The following is a 20,186-nucleotide window of genomic DNA, read 5'->3' as shown; positions in this document are numbered from 1 at the left end:
ATAGAGTGCTTTCTATATTGTGAATTATATTTTACGTAGAAACGGGTACCGTCTCTAAAAGGATGACGATCCGTTTCTACTTTTGTTAAAAGAGTTTTTAAAGCGAAAGAGGAGGTACTTTTGGTGCGGCAAAAATGGCAACGTTGGAATATTACTTCCCGAAAGTGGCTGTGGATCATAGTTGTGGTTGGCGTTATAGCAGCCTTGCCTGTGGTCTATGATCGACTGCAGACGGAGAAGTCTTCCAAGACAGTAGAATTTGTATTTGATTATCGTGATCTGGTTGATGTAGCCAGCTATCGTGCAAATCCACAAGATTATATTTCCGAACAGTTAGATCGCCTTAAAGACGCTGGTGTACAGAGCATGGCGATTTACGAAAGCACATTGGAAGATTACCGTAAGGCGCGTCGTCTAATGATATGGGGTGCGGCTGATATAGCTAATCTTACGGACACGATCATTCCTGAAAATGAAAACTATACCTATATTCTTTTTACCAGTGCTGATTACAGCGATACTTTAGCGCCTGTAATTAAAGAAGCATTTAGTAATCTTGGGATTAATTCAAGAGACTGGAGTTTCCGCGGACAGCAGGGTCTTATCATCGAGACCCCGCTAGAAGACGCTACATTGAAGCCGCTGCAGCCCGATCCATTTACACTGGACATGCTGCATAACAAGGGATTCAGTATTGTACCTCGTCTTGTGGATTCTCTGACTTATAATGAAGCCACGGTAAAGAAGCTGTTGGATCGTTATGAGGAATTGGGTGTTAAACGGATTCTATTTGAAGGTGAGTCTGTTAAAGGGTTTAATGATGATGCCGATACTGGCAGTATCACTGACTTTGCTAATCTCCTTAAGGAACGTGGAATGGGGATTGCAGCAATTGAGAATATTAAAAAACAGCAAAAGGGCTTTAACAGGCTCGCTTATTTGCTGGATTATAATGTGACACGTTTATATTCCCTTAGTGAGGGAGATTCTGCCTTAGATCCAAAAGTAATTTCGGACCGTTTCGCTCTGGCAACAAAGGATCGGAATATCCGCATGATCTACTTAAACACGATTCCTGCAAGAAATACTGCTAAGGCACAGGTTACAGATACATTAGATAACCTTATTACCAGCCTAAGCGAACCAGGCGGAGCAGTTGAGCAGATTAAAGACAATGGATTTAAACTGGGACAAGCTACGGCATTTGAGGTTGTAGATTCCTCTTATCAACGTTACTTTAAGCTAGTTGCGGTGGTTGGGGCAGTGTCTTTAGTGGCTCTGCTGGTCTCTTACTTCATTCCACAGCTCACGCTTGCTGCTTGGGTGTTAGGTCTGATTGGAAGTGCAGGCCTGATGCTAGTGAAGCCTGAAATGTTTGAACAAGCGCTCGCGCTTGCCGCTGCGATAAGTGCACCAACGCTTGCCGTTGTGCTTGCCATTCGTAAGGTTAATGAAATGGGGCCACCTCTACGGAGCAATCCCCTTACCTATAAGGCTATGAGCCCGCAACGCCGGTTTACACATAGCTTAGTGCTTTATTTTAAGACTTCACTGATCTCTTTGAGCGCTGTGCCGTTTATGATAGCACTGCTTAATAATGTTACTTATAGCCTGGTTCTCAACCAGTTCCGTGGTGTCAGTCTGCTTCATATGGCGCCTATCGGTCTTGTGGCACTTTACGTGCTTTTGTATCGCGGGGATTTTGTTTTTAACAAGACAGGTAAGCTGCTGCGGACACCAATCACATTTGCGATGATTATTATTGCCTTTGTTTTGGCGGTTGTTGGCTATTATTACATGACCCGTACAGGTAACGGTGGCAGTGTGAGTCCGTTGGAAATGGTTTTACGTACATTCTTGGAAAATACGGTTGGCGTTCGACCGCGTAATAAAGAGTTTTTGCTAGCGCATCCGTTATTAATTCTTGGCGCATTCTTGGCCTTTAGATATCGGAATGCAGCGTTTATCATGATTATTGCTGTAATCGGTCAGCTCTCGATGGTAGATACCTTTGCTCATATTCACTCGCCAGTTCTGATCTCGCTCATTCGTGGCTTGCTCGGTCTTGGATTAGGACTGATCATTGGTGTGATTGCCGTAATCGTATGGCAAATTGCAGAAGGGTGTTGGAAACGATGGTCGCCACTCCTAAAAAGATAGTTATTTCCGGTTATTACGGTTTCCATAACAGCGGGGATGAGGCGGTACTGCAATCTATATTGATTGCACTGCAACAACATGCTCAAGCTGCAGGAATAGAGATAGAACCCATTGTCTTGTCCATCGATCCTGAGTGGACTAGCGCCACATATGGAGTGAAATCTGTGCACCGGATGAAGCTGGTTGAAGTCCGTCAAGCTATTTATGAGAGTTCTGGTCTGATCAGCGGTGGAGGCAGCTTGCTGCAAGATGTAACAGGAAGCAAGAGTATTCCTTACTATTTAGGTATTATCAAGCTTGCGCAGTGGATGGGTAAACCGACCTTTATTTATGCTCAAGGAATCGGTCCTGTGAATCGTAAGCTTTTCCACCCATTAATCAAATCAGTGTTTCGCAAATGTACCTATATCTCTGTGCGGGATGAACAATCCCGCGAGCTTTTACTTTCTATGGGATTAGAACAGAAGAACATAGAGGTTGTTCCTGACCCGGTGATGGGCTTATCTTTACCTGAAGATACTGATGCTGCTGAATTACCAGAGTCTTCAGATTCACTTCCGGTAGTAGGTATTTCGGTACGTTATTGGGAACAAGATCACAAGGAGCTGAACGCTCTTGCTCAAGGCTTGATTAAGGCGAATCTTGAAAAACCATTGCATTTAAGATTCCTTCCGTTTCATCTTCCATCTGATATTGAAGCCTCACGTTATGTGATGGAGAAGCTGGAAGAAAATATAAGCCAGCATGGGGGGCAGGTCAGTATTTGTGAAGATGCCAGTCATCCGCAACACATGCTGCGGGAAGTAGGGCAATGTGAAGTGCTGATCGGAATGCGTCTTCATAGCCTGATTTATGCCGCAGGGCGGCGAGTTCCGCTGATTGGTATCTCTTATGATCCGAAAATTGATCATTTTCTAGACAGAGTTCGGTGTCAGCCTGTGGGCACGACCCAATCATTAGATGCTGGACAAGTTGCTGCTGAGATAGGCCATCTTTTGGAAACAGCAGAGGGATGGAAAAATGAGCGGGAGACGATCCTCTCCTCGTTGATTCAAGAAGCAGGGGCTCCAGCACGGCAAATCGTAGAATATTTCCACCATAAAGGATGATCTAAAGTGAAAGCAGAAAGCGCGGTACCTACAGTTCCTATTTTTGGGATTAGAGTCTCCAAGGTTGATATGGCAGCAACTGTTGCTTATTTGACAGAGGCGGTTCATACCCGTATCCCGCATCAAGTGATTACAGCTAATCCGATCATGGTTATGGCTGCTTTGGAAGATCCAGCTTATATGGAGATAATGAAGTCAGCTGAATTGGTTGTCCCAGATGGAACCGGTGTGGTATGGGCTGCTAATTATTGTAAGGAGCCTGTAACCGAACGGGTAGCTGGTTTTGACCTGTTACATGAATTGATGCAACAGGGTGAAAGATATGGTTGGAAGGTATATCTCCTTGGTTCTACACCTGAGGTGATTCAGGAAACCGCTGAAAGGTTACAATTGCAATATCCGCGTGTTATTATTGCAGGATATCATGACGGTTATTTTGGTCCGGAATCGGACGATGAAATTATTGCTGGAATTGTTAAAACCAATCCTGACTTATTATTTGTGGCCAGAGGCGCGGATAGTCAGGAACCATGGATTGCAAAACACAAATCCAATTTAGGTGTTCCGATCATGATGGGGGTCGGCGGCAGCTTTGATGTAATTTCTGGCAAGAGCAAGAGAGCACCAAAAGTTTTCCAAAAAATGAGAATTGAATGGTTGTACCGTTTATTAAAAGAGCCTACGCGGTACAAAAGAATGCTTGCGTTGCCGAAATTCGCATTAAAAGTGGCGCGTGAGAAAGATAAAGTAACAAAAGTCTAGTCAAATGCCGATATTCACCTAGAAAATCAGATGAATAGCCTAAAAAAGGGATTGGAATTTGTTTTTGTAACAGCGTATAATTCAATGCGGTAGAGAAATGGGGGTCGACTGATCAAATGTTAATCATATACATCGCTGGATTTATCGTATGCATGGGACTCGCACTTGGCCTCACACCTTTGGTGAAGAAATTCGCCATTAAGATTGGTGCGACAGATGTGCCGAATGCTCGTAAAGTGCACACGAAAATTATGCCCCGCCTTGGCGGATTAGCTATTTTTCTGGCGTTTGTGTTAGGCCTGCTTGCCGTATTGCCGATTATTCCATATGAGTTCACTCCGCGGGAGGCCAACTTCATCAAAGCGCTGCTGTGTGGCGGCGGACTGATTGTACTTATCGGAGGGTTGGATGACCGATTTGAATTATCAGCAAAGTTGAAGCTGCTGGGCCAAATTGTTGCAGCATGTATTGTAGTTTTCGGTTTTGGTATTACTGTAGATTTTGTGAATATTCCATTTAACAATACGTATTCTTCATTGGAAAGCTGGATTGCTATCCCGCTTACGATTTTCTGGATTGTTGGTGTCACCAATGCTGTTAACCTGATTGACGGGTTGGACGGGCTTGCTGCTGGTGTATCAGGGATTGCGATTGCTACGATTGCGGTAATGGCTTTCTTGATGGGTAACACGATGGTTGCCATGTTATGCCTGTTGCTTCTGGGTAGCATAATCGGATTCTTGTTCTTCAACTTCCATCCCGCCAAGATTTTTATGGGGGATACGGGATCGCTGTTCTTAGGCTTCTGCTTAGCTTTACTTGCTTTGCTAGGGTTTAAACAGATTGCCGTGGTTTCGTTTATTACACCTTTGCTTATTATTGGTGTACCGTTGTCGGACACGTTCTTTGCGATCGTGCGCCGTAAGCTGCAGAAGAAACCAATCTTTGCACCAGACAAAGGTCACTTGCATCATTGCCTTCGCGAGCTAGGCTTTAGTCATCGTCAGACTGTGCTCATTATTTATGGTATTGCTGCATTTTTTGGAGTTTTAGCTGTTATTCAATCCTCTGCCGCTCTTTACGAGGCGAACTGGGTTACCTTCGTAGTCATCTGCATCATGCTCTTCTTCTTGCAGATCGGTGCGGAAGTTACAGGTTTGATCGGTAAGACTAAACGTCCGCTGATTGATTTCTTTTTAAGAATTCGTATGAAGGCTAATCCGGAAAGAGGTTCCAAATCTTAATTTATTAATGGTATTATTCTAATATTTTCTATAACTAACAAAACTCATCCCTTTTCGGATGAGTTTTTTGTTGTTTTCCCTAAAAATATCGCTTCCTATGACCGATAAAGAACAAAGTGAAGGTTTACGAGAATTTATACTCAAAGGAGAGATATAACACATGCAACGCTTTAAGAGACCGTTCGTTTGGCTGATGCTGGCGGCTTTGATCGTTTCTATGTTCCCAGGTAAATACACGCCCATAGCGGCAGCGGCTACCACAACATACTTCAGTCCGGATGATCTCACGCTGCGGAATACAATTGAGCTGAAACAGGAGATTGTGCCGGATAATGATTCGAATGCCAAATATAATATTTCTAGACAAACTGTCTACAAGACAAGCAACCCAAATTTCTCAATTACTGGTACGTATGCTCAAGTAACAACTTCTACAATGAAGGTCACTGTGCAGCAATTGACTCAGGATGGTAGCAAGTGGGTTACTGATGCTACTCACTCAACAACAGGTGCGGTTACAACTGATACTACGAATCCTACTAACCGTTTTATTGCTAGCGGTCTCACATTGTTTACTGGTTATAATAAAATTACTTTCTCAGGGATGCAGGGTACTTTAGAACGCTCAGAGTCGTTTTATGTCCTCTATGACAAGGTTCCTTATATATCGTCTCTGCAAGTGCTCGGAGGTGGACCTTCTGCGATTAATCTGAATGAGGGAACTAAGGTTGTTGTTCCTAATCAACAGATCACGCTTCAAGGTAATGTGACCAATGCCACTCGAGTTGGCGTTTCTCTGAATGGAGGATCATCGCTGCAAACCTCATTGCTTGAGGATGGTACGTTTTTCACACCAGCATTAACGTTGAAATCAGGAGAAAATACCTTGGAGATCGTTGTGCAGAATGCAGCGGACTCGATTACTATTAAACGCTCAATTTATTACTTTGATACAAATAGACCTTTTACTGATTTGCAGATTTATCATGGGGATGGAACGAATTATAGAGCCCACAGTATTCTTGATAATGTTCCTACACTAACTGCTTCAGATACTACTGCAAATATCATAGGACAAGTTCTCCTACCTTATAGTGCAAGTGATAAATCTTTTGAAGATGATCATACAGTCAAAATTAATGATCAGGTTGTTCCGGTTAAAGTGTTAAAGTCATATACGATTTCGGCAGATGGTGTTTATGTATCAGTGGCGGGGAATGCTGGAGAGCAGAAGGAAATAGTTATTCCGGGCCCAGACGGTGTGACGCCTCAATACCGACTGGTTTCTTTTGAGACTACATCACCGTTTACCCTTGCTACAGGTTCTGGCAATGTAGTGTTATCTATTAAATATGGATCTTACGAAACCTCAACCAAGGAAAGTTATAAATATCTGAAAGATGAGACCGTGATTACAGATATGTTCTATCTTTCTGGATATACAGAACCTACATCGGGAAGTGTAGACATTTCTTCCGTTTCTAAACTAGCGTTAAATGGTTCTCAGGTCGAAAAACCGGATTTCTACATTCTGGTGAAAACAAATGTTGCTGCAAAAGCTGCAGCGAAATTGCAGGCCTCTTACCTGCCTTTAGGTGCTTCATTAGTGTTAACAGAACAAACTAATGTTACAAACTTAAAGGATAATGAAAAGGTTTATAAAGTTGAAGGCTTCTCGAATGGACAGCAAAAGGTTAAATTTCAATTTTCGGGGTCTCAGTCTTTTTATAATGCCGATATTGCCTATGTTTCGAAGAACTATATTTATGTAGCTAATTTGAATGACGGGCAGACTTATACCTTTAATTCAGCTACTGGCTCTAATAGTATGACTATTGCTGGTGAATATATTGGATTTGAAAGTATCGGTAATCCTCAATTCTTCATTAATGGGATTTCGAATGAAAAAATAATTACAGATGCACATAAAGATGGATACAAATTTGATGTAACGCTCGCTAATCCAAAGTTTTCATTTGATTTACCTATATCCTCTTCCGGTCCACTAGTTTATGGCGAGAACAAGATTGTATTTGTTGGAACCTCGATGGATAAGGCAAATAATAAAAGAGAAATTCGAAAAGAACTACGAATTTATATTATCGATACGAATGTCTCGAATTTGTCGCAATTCCATCCGGCTATATCAAAGGGGCGAGTTGATTTTACCCATGATTTAGTGAAGGACTACAATGAAAAAGAGCTTAATGACATTTTAGGGTTAACTTCAGAGTTTATTTATAAAGATGAAAAGTTCGTTACAAGTCAAACCAAATATGATTTGGTACTAAGGGGTGGAGCTGCAACTAAGCTTAACTTGTACCAAGGATCAGATCTCTTTCTCTCTTTTGGTAGTGAAGTTTTAACAGCAGATGCTGCCGGACATAGAAAGTTGAATGAATTCACTTATAATAAACAAAAATATTATTATGATTTCTCGGGTAACAGCACAGAATTTATGCTTCGTATTCGTGATATCCCAGCTGAAACCGCTGGAAGCATTGTTTATAATCTCGAATTAATTAATGATACAGGTGCACGTACGAATCAACGTCTAGAAGTTGTTCGGGAAGTATCTCCATATCGCATACTGTCTCCAGTGGCAACAGTAGGTGAACAGATTGTAGTTAACAAAAACTTTGTTCGCTTTGATATTGAAGCAGAAGGTGCGACTAAAGTCATCATTGATAAATATGAGGCTGAAAAGCGTACAGATTTGCCAAATCGCTTCACATTGGACTATGTGGGGTTAAAAGCAGATAAAGCAACAACAATTAAAATTCAAATTGTACGAGCAGATTCTACTCTCAGTGATACGGTAAGTGTGTATTATGCAAGTGCGGTTCAAGTAGATACGCAATATATGGCCGAGAAAGTTGCAACGAAGTATAGTGCGTTTAATAAAGGACTTGAGCTAAGCTTCCCTAAAGGAACACTTATGAAAGGTTACACTACCTCAGGGGCAGCTAAGTATTATCCAGATACAAAGCTATTGTTCGGAATAGCTGATCCTGTAGATGGTGTTGTTGAACGTAAAAATGATTATGGGAATACTATCAACGTTGATTCTGATGCCCGGACACCAGGGGGCTTGAGTACACTGTTGATTCCCTCAGATCTAGTATTGCGGTTTAACTCAACAGTAGAAACTAATAACTTCTCACGTGTGTCTGATATTTATTGGCTCAGCGGTGGACTTGGAGAGAAGGGTGCGAAAGGTACGGCTCTTTATAAACCAGCAACTAATGGGATCGCTCCATATTCTATAGAAGGTAATTTCACGCAAATTGAAGCTGAACGCAAAATTGTACCTTCTCAGCGGGGTGAACTTACACTAACCTTTAATCCAAATATTGTTGATGAGGTTGGCACAACGATTACAGTTTTCCGTTATACAGATTCCGGTCAATGGGAGAATATTGGCGGAGAAGTAGATACAAAGAAGCACACGATTACAGTCCCATTTGATCAATTTGGGTATTATACTGTAATGAAGCTTCGTCGTGGATATACGGATATTACTAATCATCCATGGGCAAGAAATGTTCTGAATGGCCTTTATTCTAAAGGCATTATGAAAAATTTGCGTTTTGACCAATTTGGCGCGGATAATACAACTACTCGGGGCGAGTTTGCTACATTGTTAGTGAAGGGCTTGAGTCTTCCGTTAAACTATAATAACAATCAGCAGACTTTCTTCGATATTGTTCCGGAGGCAGTTTCTACCACTTGGGACTTCAAGCATATTGAGACTGCAGCAAGAGCAGGTATTATTACTGGATTAAGCGATGGGTTCTTTGGTCCTGACCAACCTGTTACACGCGAACAGGCGGCTGTGATGATCGCTCGGGCACTTAAGCTAAAGATGGCTACAAATGACAACAAGCTGTTAACTAGTCTATCCAAATCTTTTGTAGACACCGGTAATATGGATTTCTACTCTCGACCAGCCATTGAGGCAGTTTCCAAGGCAAAGATCATGGAAGGCAGTGCAGTGACGATTACAGGGCAGAAGAAGCCTATATATAATTTCAATCCAAAGGGCAAGCTTACTCGTGCAGAGGCTGGTAAGATTGCTGTAGAGCTACTTAAAAAGAGCACAAGTATTTTCCCAAAAACATTTAACTAATTGATTAGAATTAAAAAACGGCCAATCTCGCGAGAACTTTTGCGGATTGGTCGTTCTTCTTACTACTTTAGTGGAGCAGCTACAACCCGCATTTCCATTTGTGTATAAGGCGGTGGAGGAAAAAGCGTAAACTTACCAGCGACATAAATTTTGTAATCTGCACCGATTTACGATACAATAATGTAGAAAATATTATTTTCTGAAAGGTGAAAGCCATCGATGAAACCGATTTTATCAAAAGCACAGCTGGATTACATGAAAGCCAAGAATATGTTTGAGAATAGAGCAAAAGTGTTGGAAAAGGAAATTGCAGCTAAGCGCGCATTACAGGAAATTACTCAGGAGGTCATGGAAGAGCTTGTGCAAGCAACAGGATTCCATGATTCGTACAACGAGCTTGTTGTTACTGAGAACGCTCTGATCGAATGGTCTCATACTACAATCAAGCATGAAAAGAGCTATCGCGAGAACCGCGCAGCTATTGATGCAATGTATGACAATGTGAACTCGAGTCCTGAGAAACGTCAGGAATTGATCCAGTTATCTATGAAGATTCGTTAGAAACAACGTAATAGAAGCAAGCGCCGATACCGGCGCTTTTTTGTTTTATTTGTAGGAATGTTTAAATTATTAGCACTAGTGTTAATGATTCTTAGTAAATATTGCATAATGACGTTTAGAAAGCGACTATGATATACTATTTTCCGTAGGCGCCCATGATTAGCAATAGTTAGTAGAACATACATATGTATCTTCTAATGGGATCTCACCGGAAAATATAAAAAGAAGATTTTTTTTTGAGAAACCGCAACTTTTTCAAATCTTCTGCGTTTAAGGTGTAGAGTCATTTACACAGGGGCTGAAATTAACCGCTGGTAAAGCCAATTTGAACAAATGGAAAAATTAGCTTTACGTGACTTGAGGCACATTGTATAATACTTAGGTATAATTAGGAATCTAGTATTGTCATGTCCTAAAATCGTTTACCAGTTTCTGTGATACCCGTCACAGACATTATTTATACTTAATTTGCTCAACTCTGGAAAGGGGGTGCATCGGCTAATGAGTGATATGAGCTACTCAACTAAAGAAAAATCTCAGTTTATGAACGTCCAAGGAGGAGAAAAAAAGGTTATGAAGAAAATTTTATCCGTAGCATTATCTACAGCAATGGCATTCTCGATGTTTGCCTCTGTAGCGTTTGGTGACGCAGCAACAACTCCGCAACAAAAATTTGATGCTTTGGCAGCGAAAGGTATTCTTAACGGATACCCAGATGGTCAAGCTCACCTTGAAAAAGATCTTACTCGCGCTGAATTCGCGAAGATCGTTACTAAATTGTTTGATCTTACAGAAGTAACTAACAAATTGTCTTACAAAGACAAAGGTTACAATGCTTCTAACTGGGCAGTTCCTTACATCGAAGCTGTTACTGCAGCTAACTTGATGCAAGGTAAAGATACTGTTAAAGGTATCTTTGATTACAACGGTAAAGTGACTGTTGAAGAAGTATCGGCTGTATTGTTCCGTGCTTTGAAACTGGAACAACCAACTACAACTGACAACTCTGCATCCGCATGGGCTAAAGGTTACGCTCAAGCAGTAATCGACGCAGGTTTGGTTGCTAAAGACACTAACTTCAAAGCTAACGCTAGCCGTTCTTTGGTAGTTGAAACAGCTTATGCTGTTGACCAAAAGCTTACAGTACCACAATTGACTGTAGCTTCTGCTGAAGCAGTAAGCCCAACTAGCGTAGTTGTGACTTTCTCTGACAAAACTACTACTACTGTAACTTTGACTACTGCACTAGTAGAAGGTGTTGAAACTCCAATTACCTTCAAACACAATGATCGTGATTACACAACTAAAGTAACTTTGGCAGCTCCAAAAGTACTTGCTGCAACAGCTCCAAATGCTAAACAATTGGTACTGAAATTCAACCGTGCCATTGATGCTTCTTCACTGATTTCCAGTGACAAAATCAAATCAGGCGTTGTGCAAGTAGTTCCAGTGAACGGTGCACCAGCAGTTGCTGTTGACGGATCTTACGTTTCCTTGAACACAACTACTAACGAAGCAACAATTACTTTCCCTAACACAGATTATTTGAAGGGCCAATATACTGTGGTTGTTACAGACGCTGTTAAAACAGCAAGCGGAACATCTTTCGCTACTTATACTAACCTTATAACTGTTGCTGATACTGTTGCTCCTACTGTAGTGAGTGCAACAGCTGTAGCTAAAACAACAACTAATACGGTTACTATTCAAGTAAGCGAACCTGTTAAGAGAGCTGGAATCATTGCTTATGTTAACGGTGTAGCTTCCACTGCAACAGTATCTAACGATACTTATGACACTATTACTTTGACTACTGGAACTCTTGACAGTGGAAAAACTTATGATGTTTCCTTGTTGAATCTAACTGACTTTGCAGGTAATGTAGCTAATCCTAACCCGATTAAAACTACTGTAACTGTAACTTCTGATACTGCAGCTCCAACAATTGCAAGCATCACACCAGTAAGTGATAAGTACCTTGATGTTAAATTCAATAAAAAAGTGAATTATGAGTCCTTTATTGCTAATGTGAAATTGCTTGATGCTTATGGCGAAAGCAAAGGTACATTGAGCGTAGAAACTAAACAAAATAGTGATACTATCAGACTGCAAGTTCCAGCTGGATTTAAACTTCCAGAATCCGGTACTTTCACTGGTACACTTTCGTTTGGCGCAACAATTAAAGATACTCTAGGTAACACTTTGGGTGCTGTTGTTACTCAACCAGTAACTCTTACTAAGGACGCTACAGCTCCTACAGTTGTAAGTGCTGTGTTCACAAGTGGTAAAGGATTGGTAGTAACATTCTCCGAAAATATCGATAGTACTTTCGGTACTACTGAAACTCCAACTTTGGTCAACGATACTACTGGTAAGTTGGTTAAATTTGAAGATGGTGCTAACTTTAGCGGTGCTAAAATTGACGGTGCTACTGTAACTTATCCAAATGTTGCTCTAAGTGGTCCGTACACTTTGCGTCTGCCAGCAAAATTGGTTAAAGATATTTCTCTTGCTGGAAACACTCTTGCAGCAAGTTCTGTTACAGTGACTGCAGCAGCAGCTTCCTCAACTGATACTACTAGACCAACAGTTGGTGAAATCACTTATACAGACAGCGTTAAAAACGGTGCTGATATTAAAGTGGTTGTGAATGCATCTGACGATAAAGGCTTGAATGTATCATCATTGCGTGACTTGAACAGCTATACTTTGGCTGGTAAAGCACTTCCAGCTGGTTCAACCACAGTAATTACTAATTCCACTGGTTCTGATCTTACTAAGCCGCTTACTGCAACAGTTGAAATTACAATTCCTAAATCTGCAATTAGCAAAAATGATACCTATAACTTTGTAGCAGTTGGTATTACTGATGCTGCTGGTAACGGTAGCTATGCTAAAGATAAGGATCTTGTTCTGACTGACAGAGTAGCTCCTACATTTACTGGTGCTGCTGTATCTTCAGGCGATAACTCAATCTTGGTATTGAGCTTCTCTGAAAATGTTAAGAACGTTAAAGTTGATGGATCTGACTTCAGTTTCATTATCAACTCTAGCCCTGTAACATCTGGCATTACAATTACTAAAGGTGCAGGAAGTGACGCTGGTAAATACTATGCTTCATTTACTCAATACCCTAACTTGAATGCTAATAACATCAATACTATTGAAGTTAAAGTACTTGATTCCAGTAAGATTACTGATGAAGCTTCCAACGACATCACAACTGGTACAGTACAGTACGCTAAGTAATCTCCGATTACTGAAGCACAGAATAGCCTCTTCGGAGGCTATTCTTTTTTTTATAGGTTTTTATCCCCAATAATGAGGAGGAACTTCTTTGAAATCGGTATGGAAAGTAACAACCGCTGCTGTATTACTAGCTGGTGGTGTATGGGCTGGTTCTTTGTTAAACATTACCGCTGAAGGTGCAGGTGTTGGTTCTCAACCCGGTACATCGGATGATCCTGTAGTTACGAAAAGCTACGTAGATCAGCAAATTCAGAAAGCACTTTCGGGTGGCACAGTAACGACTCCGATCGCGACTGCTACACCTGCGCCTAGTGCAACCACAGCACCCGTAGCTACACCTGGCCAAAATAGCAGTGATGAATCTGTAATTGTCGATGTGAAGCCTGGCCAAACTTTAATTGCTTCGGCAGGTGCTGAATTTATAGTTCGCGCGGGTAAAGCAGTCATCGTATCACAGGATGCGAATGGAGTGGCCGATTTAACAGATGGTAAAGATCTTACAAATGGACTAGCTGCACCATCTAACCACTTATTGTCCTTCCCTCGTGATGGTCGTGGAATAGCTGTTCAAGAGGGTCAAAAGCTAGGTCTTGTTGTGATGGTTCGTGGTGGATATACCTTGAAATAATCTGTAATGATATATATTCATAATGCCCGTAAACGGACTTAATCATACCTTTAAACTGTTTTCCAAAGTTACAAATCATTGGCGCGATTGAAGATTAAGTGATGGACGCACAATATTCCTGTAATCTTACAAATTCACAGGAGGTGCTGTAACATGGCACGTAATAATCGTACAGTCGTACCTGAAAGTCGGACAATGCTGAAACAAATGCAATATGAAATTGCAGCTGAATTTGGTTTATATGGGGCTCATTATGGAGGCGGGGCAGACACGGAATTTGCTTCTGAGTTAGGCGCAGTCGGAGGCAGTGGTTCTGGCCGTAGTCAGTACCTTGGACATCTGAGTTCAAGGGATAATGGGTCTGTTGGAGGAGAAATTACGAAGAGACTCATTAAGCAAGCTGAACAGTCTCTTTTTCAATAATATCAGGGGGTAGAATGCCCTTATTTCCTTAACTGATATTGCTTTTTATAGCGTAAAATCAATATTCATACTGTCACGGGGGGGCTTGTGTTTAATTGACACCACCCCCTAAATAAGATAATATGACTTTTGAGGAAAGCCTTAAACCTTTTCCATATGGAAAAGGTTCATTTTTTGAAGAGTTTAGTGAATATAGACATCAAATTTTGCGAAAATCCTTCATAAAAAGAAATCAGGCAAACCTGAATTTATTTATATTATGTAGTTTTATTATTTGGCCTGTGATCATTAAGGAATCCCTTATACAGTGTCAGACTAACCATATGGGAGGTTGTTATACTTGTCTATTAAAGGGCGTCATTTGTTTACTTCTGAGTCCGTTACGGAAGGGCATCCGGATAAAATCTGTGACCAGATTTCCGATGCGGTATTGGATGCATTTTTAGTTAATGATCCAAATGCACGTGTAGCCTGCGAAGTAGCAGTAGCAACAGGTCTTGTATTGGTGATCGGGGAAATCAGTACCAAATCAGAGTATGTTGATATTCCTGCCATCGTACGCAATACCATTAAAGAGATTGGTTACACACGTGCAAAATATGGATTCGACTATAATACTTGTGCTGTGTTGAGTTCTCTTAACGAGCAATCCGCTGATATTGCTCAAGGCGTTAACTCTGCTCTTGAGCACCGTGATCCTGCTCAAGTGGCTGAAGAAACAGCTAATATTGGTGCGGGCGATCAAGGGCTCATGTTTGGTTTTGCTACGAACGAGACACCTGAACTGATGCCGCTACCGATTGCTTTATCACATCGTATTGCACGTCGTTTATCTGAAGTTCGTAAGAACGGAACCTTGGACTATCTTCGTCCAGACGGCAAAACACAAGTTACAATTGAGTATCAAGATGAAAAACCTGTACGCGTAGACGCTATCGTAGTATCTACACAACATGCTGAGGAAATTTCTCTTGAACAAATTCAGGCGGATATTAAAGAACATGTTATTCTGCCTGTTGTTCCTGCGGAACTGCTTGATGCAGAAACCAAATACTTTATTAACCCAACCGGACGTTTTGTTATTGGAGGTCCTCAGGGGGATGCAGGTCTGACTGGTCGGAAGATTATCGTCGATACATACGGCGGATATGCCCGTCATGGTGGCGGAGCATTCTCGGGTAAGGATCCAACTAAAGTGGACCGTTCAGCAGCTTACGCGGCTCGTTATGTAGCTAAGAATCTTGTAGCTGCTGGTTTAGCCGACAAATGTGAGATCCAACTCGCCTATGCAATTGGTGTAGCTACTCCTGTCTCGATTAATGTGGATACATACGGAACAGGTAAAATCAGTGAAGAGAAAATGGTTCAACTGATCAGCGACAACTTTGATCTTCGCCCTGCGGGCATCATTTCTATGCTTGATTTGCGTAAACCGATTTATAGACAAACTGCAGCTTACGGTCATTTCGGACGTACTGATGTTGATCTTCCATGGGAACGCGTAGATAAGGCAGAATTGCTAAGAGATCAAGCTGGATTGTAATTCATCATACGGTCTTATAATATGTTAGCCCGCAAGTTGGCACCTACTGTCAGCTCTGCGGGCTATTTTTGCGTGCGAACACGAGCAAGGCTAGCGAATCTAGCCATAGGGAAGTAGACTACTAAACTTTGCCAGCCTTTTAGCCGAAATATAAGAATATACATAAAGACGTTAGTATGGCTTGAGAGGAGTCTATCACGGAATGAAAAGAAAAATTTCAATATGGACGGCACTTATTCTAGCGGGAGAGTTAGTACTTGGTTCGGGATATCCTGCTATTGGAGTAGGGAATTCAGCAGTGTATGCTGCATCAGAGTTTGGTATAACAGTCTCACCAGCGCCTGGAGCAAGTTATGTAAATATCGGATCATCTCTTAGACTGAGCTTTGATCGTCAAGTAAACCCACAGTCTGGTGAAATTACCATCACGGGTCAGGGTGATAGTTCACCTTTTTTAACGATTCCTATTGGTAGTTACGGTCTAATTGGTAGTTCAAAAGATTACGAGCTTAAGCTAAATCAACAGTTTACTTCAAACAAGACCTATACAGTGACAATCCCTAAGGGGTTGTTCAAGGATAATGATGGTAATGAGTCAGGAGATACTTCATGGGCATTTACCACCGCACCTGAGAGTAATGCAGCGATTACGGCAGGCAACTTTACACCTGCTAATAATACAAGAGTGGATGCTGGAGCCCTTAAAGAGCTAAGTCTAACCTTAAATAAAAACCTGAAAAAAGGTGGAGGTTCCATCCGAATTTTGTCGTCTGCAGATAACGCAACCGTGCAGGAGTTCAAAATAAAGGATGACGAATCTAGAGTAAACGTTCAGACTGATGCTAACTCTACTACAGTTAAATTAACATTGGATAAAGCATTGGCTACCGGAGCTAATTATTATATTCTTATTGATTCCTACGCTTTTAAGGATGTTGATAATCGAACTTATTCTGGCATTTCTAGCGGTAATGTATGGAGCTTTTCTACTAAGGGTGTGGCTGAGATTCCAGTGACTCCCGCACCAGTAAATGGAGCAGGTGGGGTATCTACCACTGGAGGACTGCAACTTACTTTTGATCGTCCTATGATGCCTGCAGGCGGAGTAATTACAGTATCTCCAGGGGCCGCTAACGATGCTAGAACGAGATGGCTTAATGTAAACTCCCCAGCCGTTACAGGAGGAAGCAGCAGGACTATTACCTTGATTCCGGCATCAACAGCGTCACCCCTGCTAAACAGTACGCAATATACGGTGACGATTCCGCAGGGAGCTTTTTACGATCAAGATGGGAATGTATTTCCAGCTTCGGGTGTGTATACCTGGACATTTACAACGGCTTCTTTGACAGGACTTAACGTAAGCGCGCTAAATCCAGCTGACCGGAGCGAATCCATAGCTAACAACCGATCATTATCTATCACATTCAATCGTGATGTGAATTATAACAGTGCTGTGGCAAATAGTGTAGCGCTTTATAAAAATGGTGGAGCACAGGTTCCAGTTACTGTTAACCGGAGTACAACTGCAGTAAACGAATATGTAATTACGCCTAAAACAGCTTTAGATAGCGACTCAACCTATTATATTGATATCGCTAAAGGGGCTTTTGTAGACGCTATTGATGCTAATGTTATCTATGATGGACTAAATGGCAAAAATTCATGGAGCTTCCGGACCTTGTCTCAGGACAAGACAGCTCCACAGCTCACATCTGCATCGCTCGAGAACAATCGGACCATTCGTTTAAAATACAATGAGACGCTTAACTCTTCCATTGCATTGTTGAGCTCCAGTTTTAGTGCTACGGTGAATGATGAGAGTCGTACAATTGAAAGTGTTTATATCCAGGGAGACAGCGCCTATGTGGTGCTCAGTACAGGGGTAGCGGTTGGACAAATCGTGAAGGTTAGCTATACAGGTGGTCTGCGGACTATTCAAGATCCAAGTGGAAATGCAGCCAGCACTTTTAGCTCAAAGCAGGTCACTAACACTATCGAGTCCTCCATGCCTACACCAAAGGATGGGCGGATCACAGGTAGAACCGTAGCATTGAATTTCAATGACACCTTAAAGGCTGTTTCCACTTACGCACATAGTCAGTTTCTAGTGACTTCAGATGGGGGATCCCTAGGGGTTAACTCCATAAGCTCCAGCGGGAACACAGTATATTTAGGGTTAAACAGCGACGCATATAACGGCCAGGCCGTTCGTGTCTCCTATTATGCAGGCTCTTATCCTTTGCAGAATTCTTTTGGACAAAATATTGCGGATTTCACAGATTTCTATATTCGCAACAGCAACGATACAATTCCACCCGTGTTCCAAAGTGCAACCGGAGGTGGAAATAAAATCCTTCTGAATTACAATGAAGGCTTGTCAACAACTAACCTCCCGATGAACAGTCAGTTCTCTGTACTTGTTGGCAGCACTCCTAACTATGTTACGAATGTATCGGTCAGTGGCTCACAGGTTACGCTGACGCTCCAGAGTGCTTTGACGGTGAATCAGAATGTTACTGTCTCCTATGTTCCGGGAACTACCGGAATAAGCGATTTAAATGGAAACCGTGCAGCTTATATTAACCTGCAGCCTGTGTCCATCTCGGAAAATAGCGGTACTAGCATTCCTGAAATTAGTTCTGCTACCATCAATGGCGACGAGCTTACGGTTACATTCAGTAAAAACATGCAGGCATCCGGTTCCCTCTATGCTAATCAGTTCGGAGTTAGAGCAGATGGAAGCAGTATGGGCGTACAAAATTACTCTTTGTCAGGGGATATTTTAAAAATAACAACCTCTTCACTAGTAAAGACTGGGCAAACTATCGATTTGTCCTATATGTCAGGTTCAGGTACGATCAAGGATTTGAACGGTAATATACTGTCCTCATTCTCTTCTCTCTCTGTTAAGAACCTAACCGGCGTGAGCACCGGAACGGGAAATCGTCCATCCTATCTAGGGACGCTTGCAACAAGTGAGTTTGGAAAAGAATACGCGTTGCTGAAGAGTGACTCTTCACAAATCGTGGATGACCGTTCGTTATACAATCAATCTGTAAAAAGATATACCTTAAACGCAGATCGCCTGGCGGCCAGTTATGAATATCTGTATAAGGCGAGTAGTGATACATTAGCTTTTGAGGTGCCTGCTACAGAACAATCGGCCTATGTGACTATTCCTTTAAAGCCTATGCTTGATGCTGTTAACCGTAGTAAAGCCACTAAATTTATGATTCGTTATGGCGATCACTTATATAGCGTTGGATTAGACGATATCGATATGAACGGATTAGCGAGTAGCTTGATTGCAGACAGTAAAAATATCTCGTTGGTGTTCCGATTAGAAAAGGTTCCGGCAGGTACGTTCTCCCCATTTGAACAAAAGCTAAAAACTATGGGGATGCAGAGCGTTACAAGTCTTATGGATGTCCGGGTGACTGCGATAGTTAGCAGTAATTATTCTAATGCTAAGGCATTATCTGTACCTGGAGAATACACGGTGCGTACAACTTCTTCATTAAATAGTGCGCAGACATCTGCCGCTAGACTGGATCTTTCCTATTACGATGCAGCCTATCTGCCAACAAAAGTAAGTACGGTTGGTAGCTATACAATTATTCGTGCTCGTACAGAGGGTAATCAGGTGTTAGGAACCTTTTTATCAACCCGGGCCTTCTCAGATATGAGTAGGCATTGGAGTAATTCGATTGTAGCTGAGCTTAGTGCAAAAACTATCATTGATAGCAGCTACGGGACTACATTTAGTCCAGAAAAAAAGATTACCCGTGCAGAGTTTGCAGTAATGCTTAGCCGGGGACTTGGTTTGCTGGGCGATCGTGAGACCGCACAGCGCTTCCGGGATGTGCAACCTTCCACACAAACGGGAGACTATATTGGTGCAGCAGCTAAGGCTGGTATTATTACAGGGAACACGGATGGCTCCTTCCGGCCTAATGATAATATCACTCGTGAGCAAATGGCAATCATGATGATTCGGGCAATGGAATACACCAAACATCCTATTACTTTAAGCGGCACTTCTGCCTCAACACTGGCTCGCTTTAAGGATAAGTCCAAAATTCAGAATCAAAGTGCAGAATTCGTAGCTAAAGCTGTGCAATCGGGGATTATTTTGGGAATGACCACAAGTGAGTTCCAACCTCAGGGTAATGCCACTCGTGCACAAGCTGCTGTGATGCTGCATCGGATGCTGAAGCAAACAGATTATTTGTAGAATTAATAGATTGGTAAAGCCTGGCATTCTGCTGGGCTTTTTTTTATGTTAATAGTTTGTGTAACGTGACTCTATAAAGCTTGAAATCTCTCAATTTCGCAACTTTTTCGCTTATTTTCAGTCTATTAAAAGAGTACTAGA

11 protein-coding genes are annotated in these 20,186 nt (G+C 41.8%); all 11 read left to right on the top strand.

Features of this window, described 5'->3' with window-relative positions:
- Positions 1–123 precede the first annotated feature (123 nt).
- The 11 genes from MHI51_RS28595 to MHI51_RS28545 all read left to right on the top strand — a co-directional run bounded on the left by MHI51_RS28595 (position 124) and on the right by MHI51_RS28545 (position 20,045).
- Positions 124–2,160, top strand: a complete 2,037-nt coding sequence (locus tag MHI51_RS28595; protein WP_076219972.1) for a DUF5693 family protein — start codon at positions 124–126, stop codon at positions 2,158–2,160.
- Positions 2,136–3,269: a polysaccharide pyruvyl transferase CsaB gene (gene csaB, locus MHI51_RS28590; RefSeq protein WP_339245299.1), complete on the top strand. Its 1,134-nt coding sequence runs from the start codon at positions 2,136–2,138 to the stop codon at positions 3,267–3,269. Before MHI51_RS28595 ends, csaB begins: the two co-directional genes overlap by 25 nt.
- 6 nt (positions 3,270–3,275) lie before the next feature.
- The gene (locus tag MHI51_RS28585) at positions 3,276–4,031 is read left to right on the top strand and encodes a WecB/TagA/CpsF family glycosyltransferase (RefSeq protein ID WP_076220268.1); all 756 of its coding nucleotides are present in this window, start codon (positions 3,276–3,278) and stop codon (positions 4,029–4,031) included.
- A gap of 116 nt (positions 4,032–4,147) precedes the next feature.
- Positions 4,148–5,275 carry a glycosyltransferase family 4 protein gene (locus tag MHI51_RS28580; protein ID WP_036681523.1) on the top strand — a complete coding sequence of 376 codons (1,128 nt, stop codon included), beginning with the start codon at positions 4,148–4,150 and terminating at the stop codon, positions 5,273–5,275.
- A gap of 160 nt (positions 5,276–5,435) precedes the next feature.
- Complete coding sequence (locus MHI51_RS28575; protein ID WP_076276915.1) at positions 5,436–9,404, top strand: S-layer homology domain-containing protein; 3,969 nt, start codon at positions 5,436–5,438, stop codon at positions 9,402–9,404.
- Between the two features lie 219 nt (positions 9,405–9,623).
- On the top strand, positions 9,624–9,965 hold the full coding sequence (locus MHI51_RS28570) for a hypothetical protein (RefSeq protein ID WP_036681520.1): 342 nt from the start codon (positions 9,624–9,626) through the stop codon (positions 9,963–9,965).
- Positions 9,966–10,466: 501 nt separating this feature from the next.
- Positions 10,467–13,214: an S-layer homology domain-containing protein gene (locus tag MHI51_RS28565; RefSeq protein WP_076220030.1), complete on the top strand. Its 2,748-nt coding sequence runs from the start codon at positions 10,467–10,469 to the stop codon at positions 13,212–13,214.
- Between the two features lie 88 nt (positions 13,215–13,302).
- Positions 13,303–13,842 carry a hypothetical protein gene (locus MHI51_RS28560; RefSeq protein WP_076220031.1) on the top strand — a complete coding sequence of 180 codons (540 nt, stop codon included), beginning with the start codon at positions 13,303–13,305 and terminating at the stop codon, positions 13,840–13,842.
- A gap of 153 nt (positions 13,843–13,995) precedes the next feature.
- Positions 13,996–14,265: an alpha/beta-type small acid-soluble spore protein gene (locus tag MHI51_RS28555; protein WP_036681516.1), complete on the top strand. Its 270-nt coding sequence runs from the start codon at positions 13,996–13,998 to the stop codon at positions 14,263–14,265.
- A gap of 340 nt (positions 14,266–14,605) precedes the next feature.
- Positions 14,606–15,808 (top strand): methionine adenosyltransferase, encoded by a 1,203-nt coding sequence (gene metK / locus MHI51_RS28550; protein ID WP_076276914.1) that lies wholly within the window; start codon positions 14,606–14,608, stop codon positions 15,806–15,808.
- Positions 15,809–16,010: 202 nt separating this feature from the next.
- Positions 16,011–20,045 (top strand): Ig-like domain-containing protein, encoded by a 4,035-nt coding sequence (locus tag MHI51_RS28545; RefSeq protein ID WP_405173427.1) that lies wholly within the window; start codon positions 16,011–16,013, stop codon positions 20,043–20,045.
- The last annotated feature ends 141 nt before the right edge of the window (positions 20,046–20,186 follow it).

The sequence above is a fragment of the Paenibacillus sp. FSL H8-0260 genome, from assembly GCF_045040625.1.
Taxonomy (GTDB): domain Bacteria; phylum Bacillota; class Bacilli; order Paenibacillales; family Paenibacillaceae; genus Paenibacillus_AQ; species Paenibacillus_AQ odorifer.
The sequence above is the reverse complement of the archived record's forward strand: the minus strand, read 5'-3'. Positions and strand labels throughout refer to the sequence as shown.

Bases quoted from the DNA above. Each gene is read 5' to 3' on its own strand.
- csaB (WP_339245299.1), top strand. From the start codon at position 2,136: ATGGTCGCCACTCCTAAAAAGATAGTTATTTCCGGTTATTACGGTTTC.
- MHI51_RS28580 (WP_036681523.1), top strand. From the start codon at position 4,148: ATGTTAATCATATACATCGCTGGATTTATCGTATGCATGGGACTCGCA.
- MHI51_RS28575 (WP_076276915.1), top strand. From the start codon at position 5,436: ATGCAACGCTTTAAGAGACCGTTCGTTTGGCTGATGCTGGCGGCTTTG.
- MHI51_RS28570 (WP_036681520.1), top strand. From the start codon at position 9,624: ATGAAACCGATTTTATCAAAAGCACAGCTGGATTACATGAAAGCCAAG.
- MHI51_RS28565 (WP_076220030.1), top strand. From the start codon at position 10,467: ATGAGTGATATGAGCTACTCAACTAAAGAAAAATCTCAGTTTATGAAC.
- MHI51_RS28555 (WP_036681516.1), top strand. From the start codon at position 13,996: ATGGCACGTAATAATCGTACAGTCGTACCTGAAAGTCGGACAATGCTG.
- MHI51_RS28545 (WP_405173427.1), top strand. From the start codon at position 16,011: ATGAAAAGAAAAATTTCAATATGGACGGCACTTATTCTAGCGGGAGAG.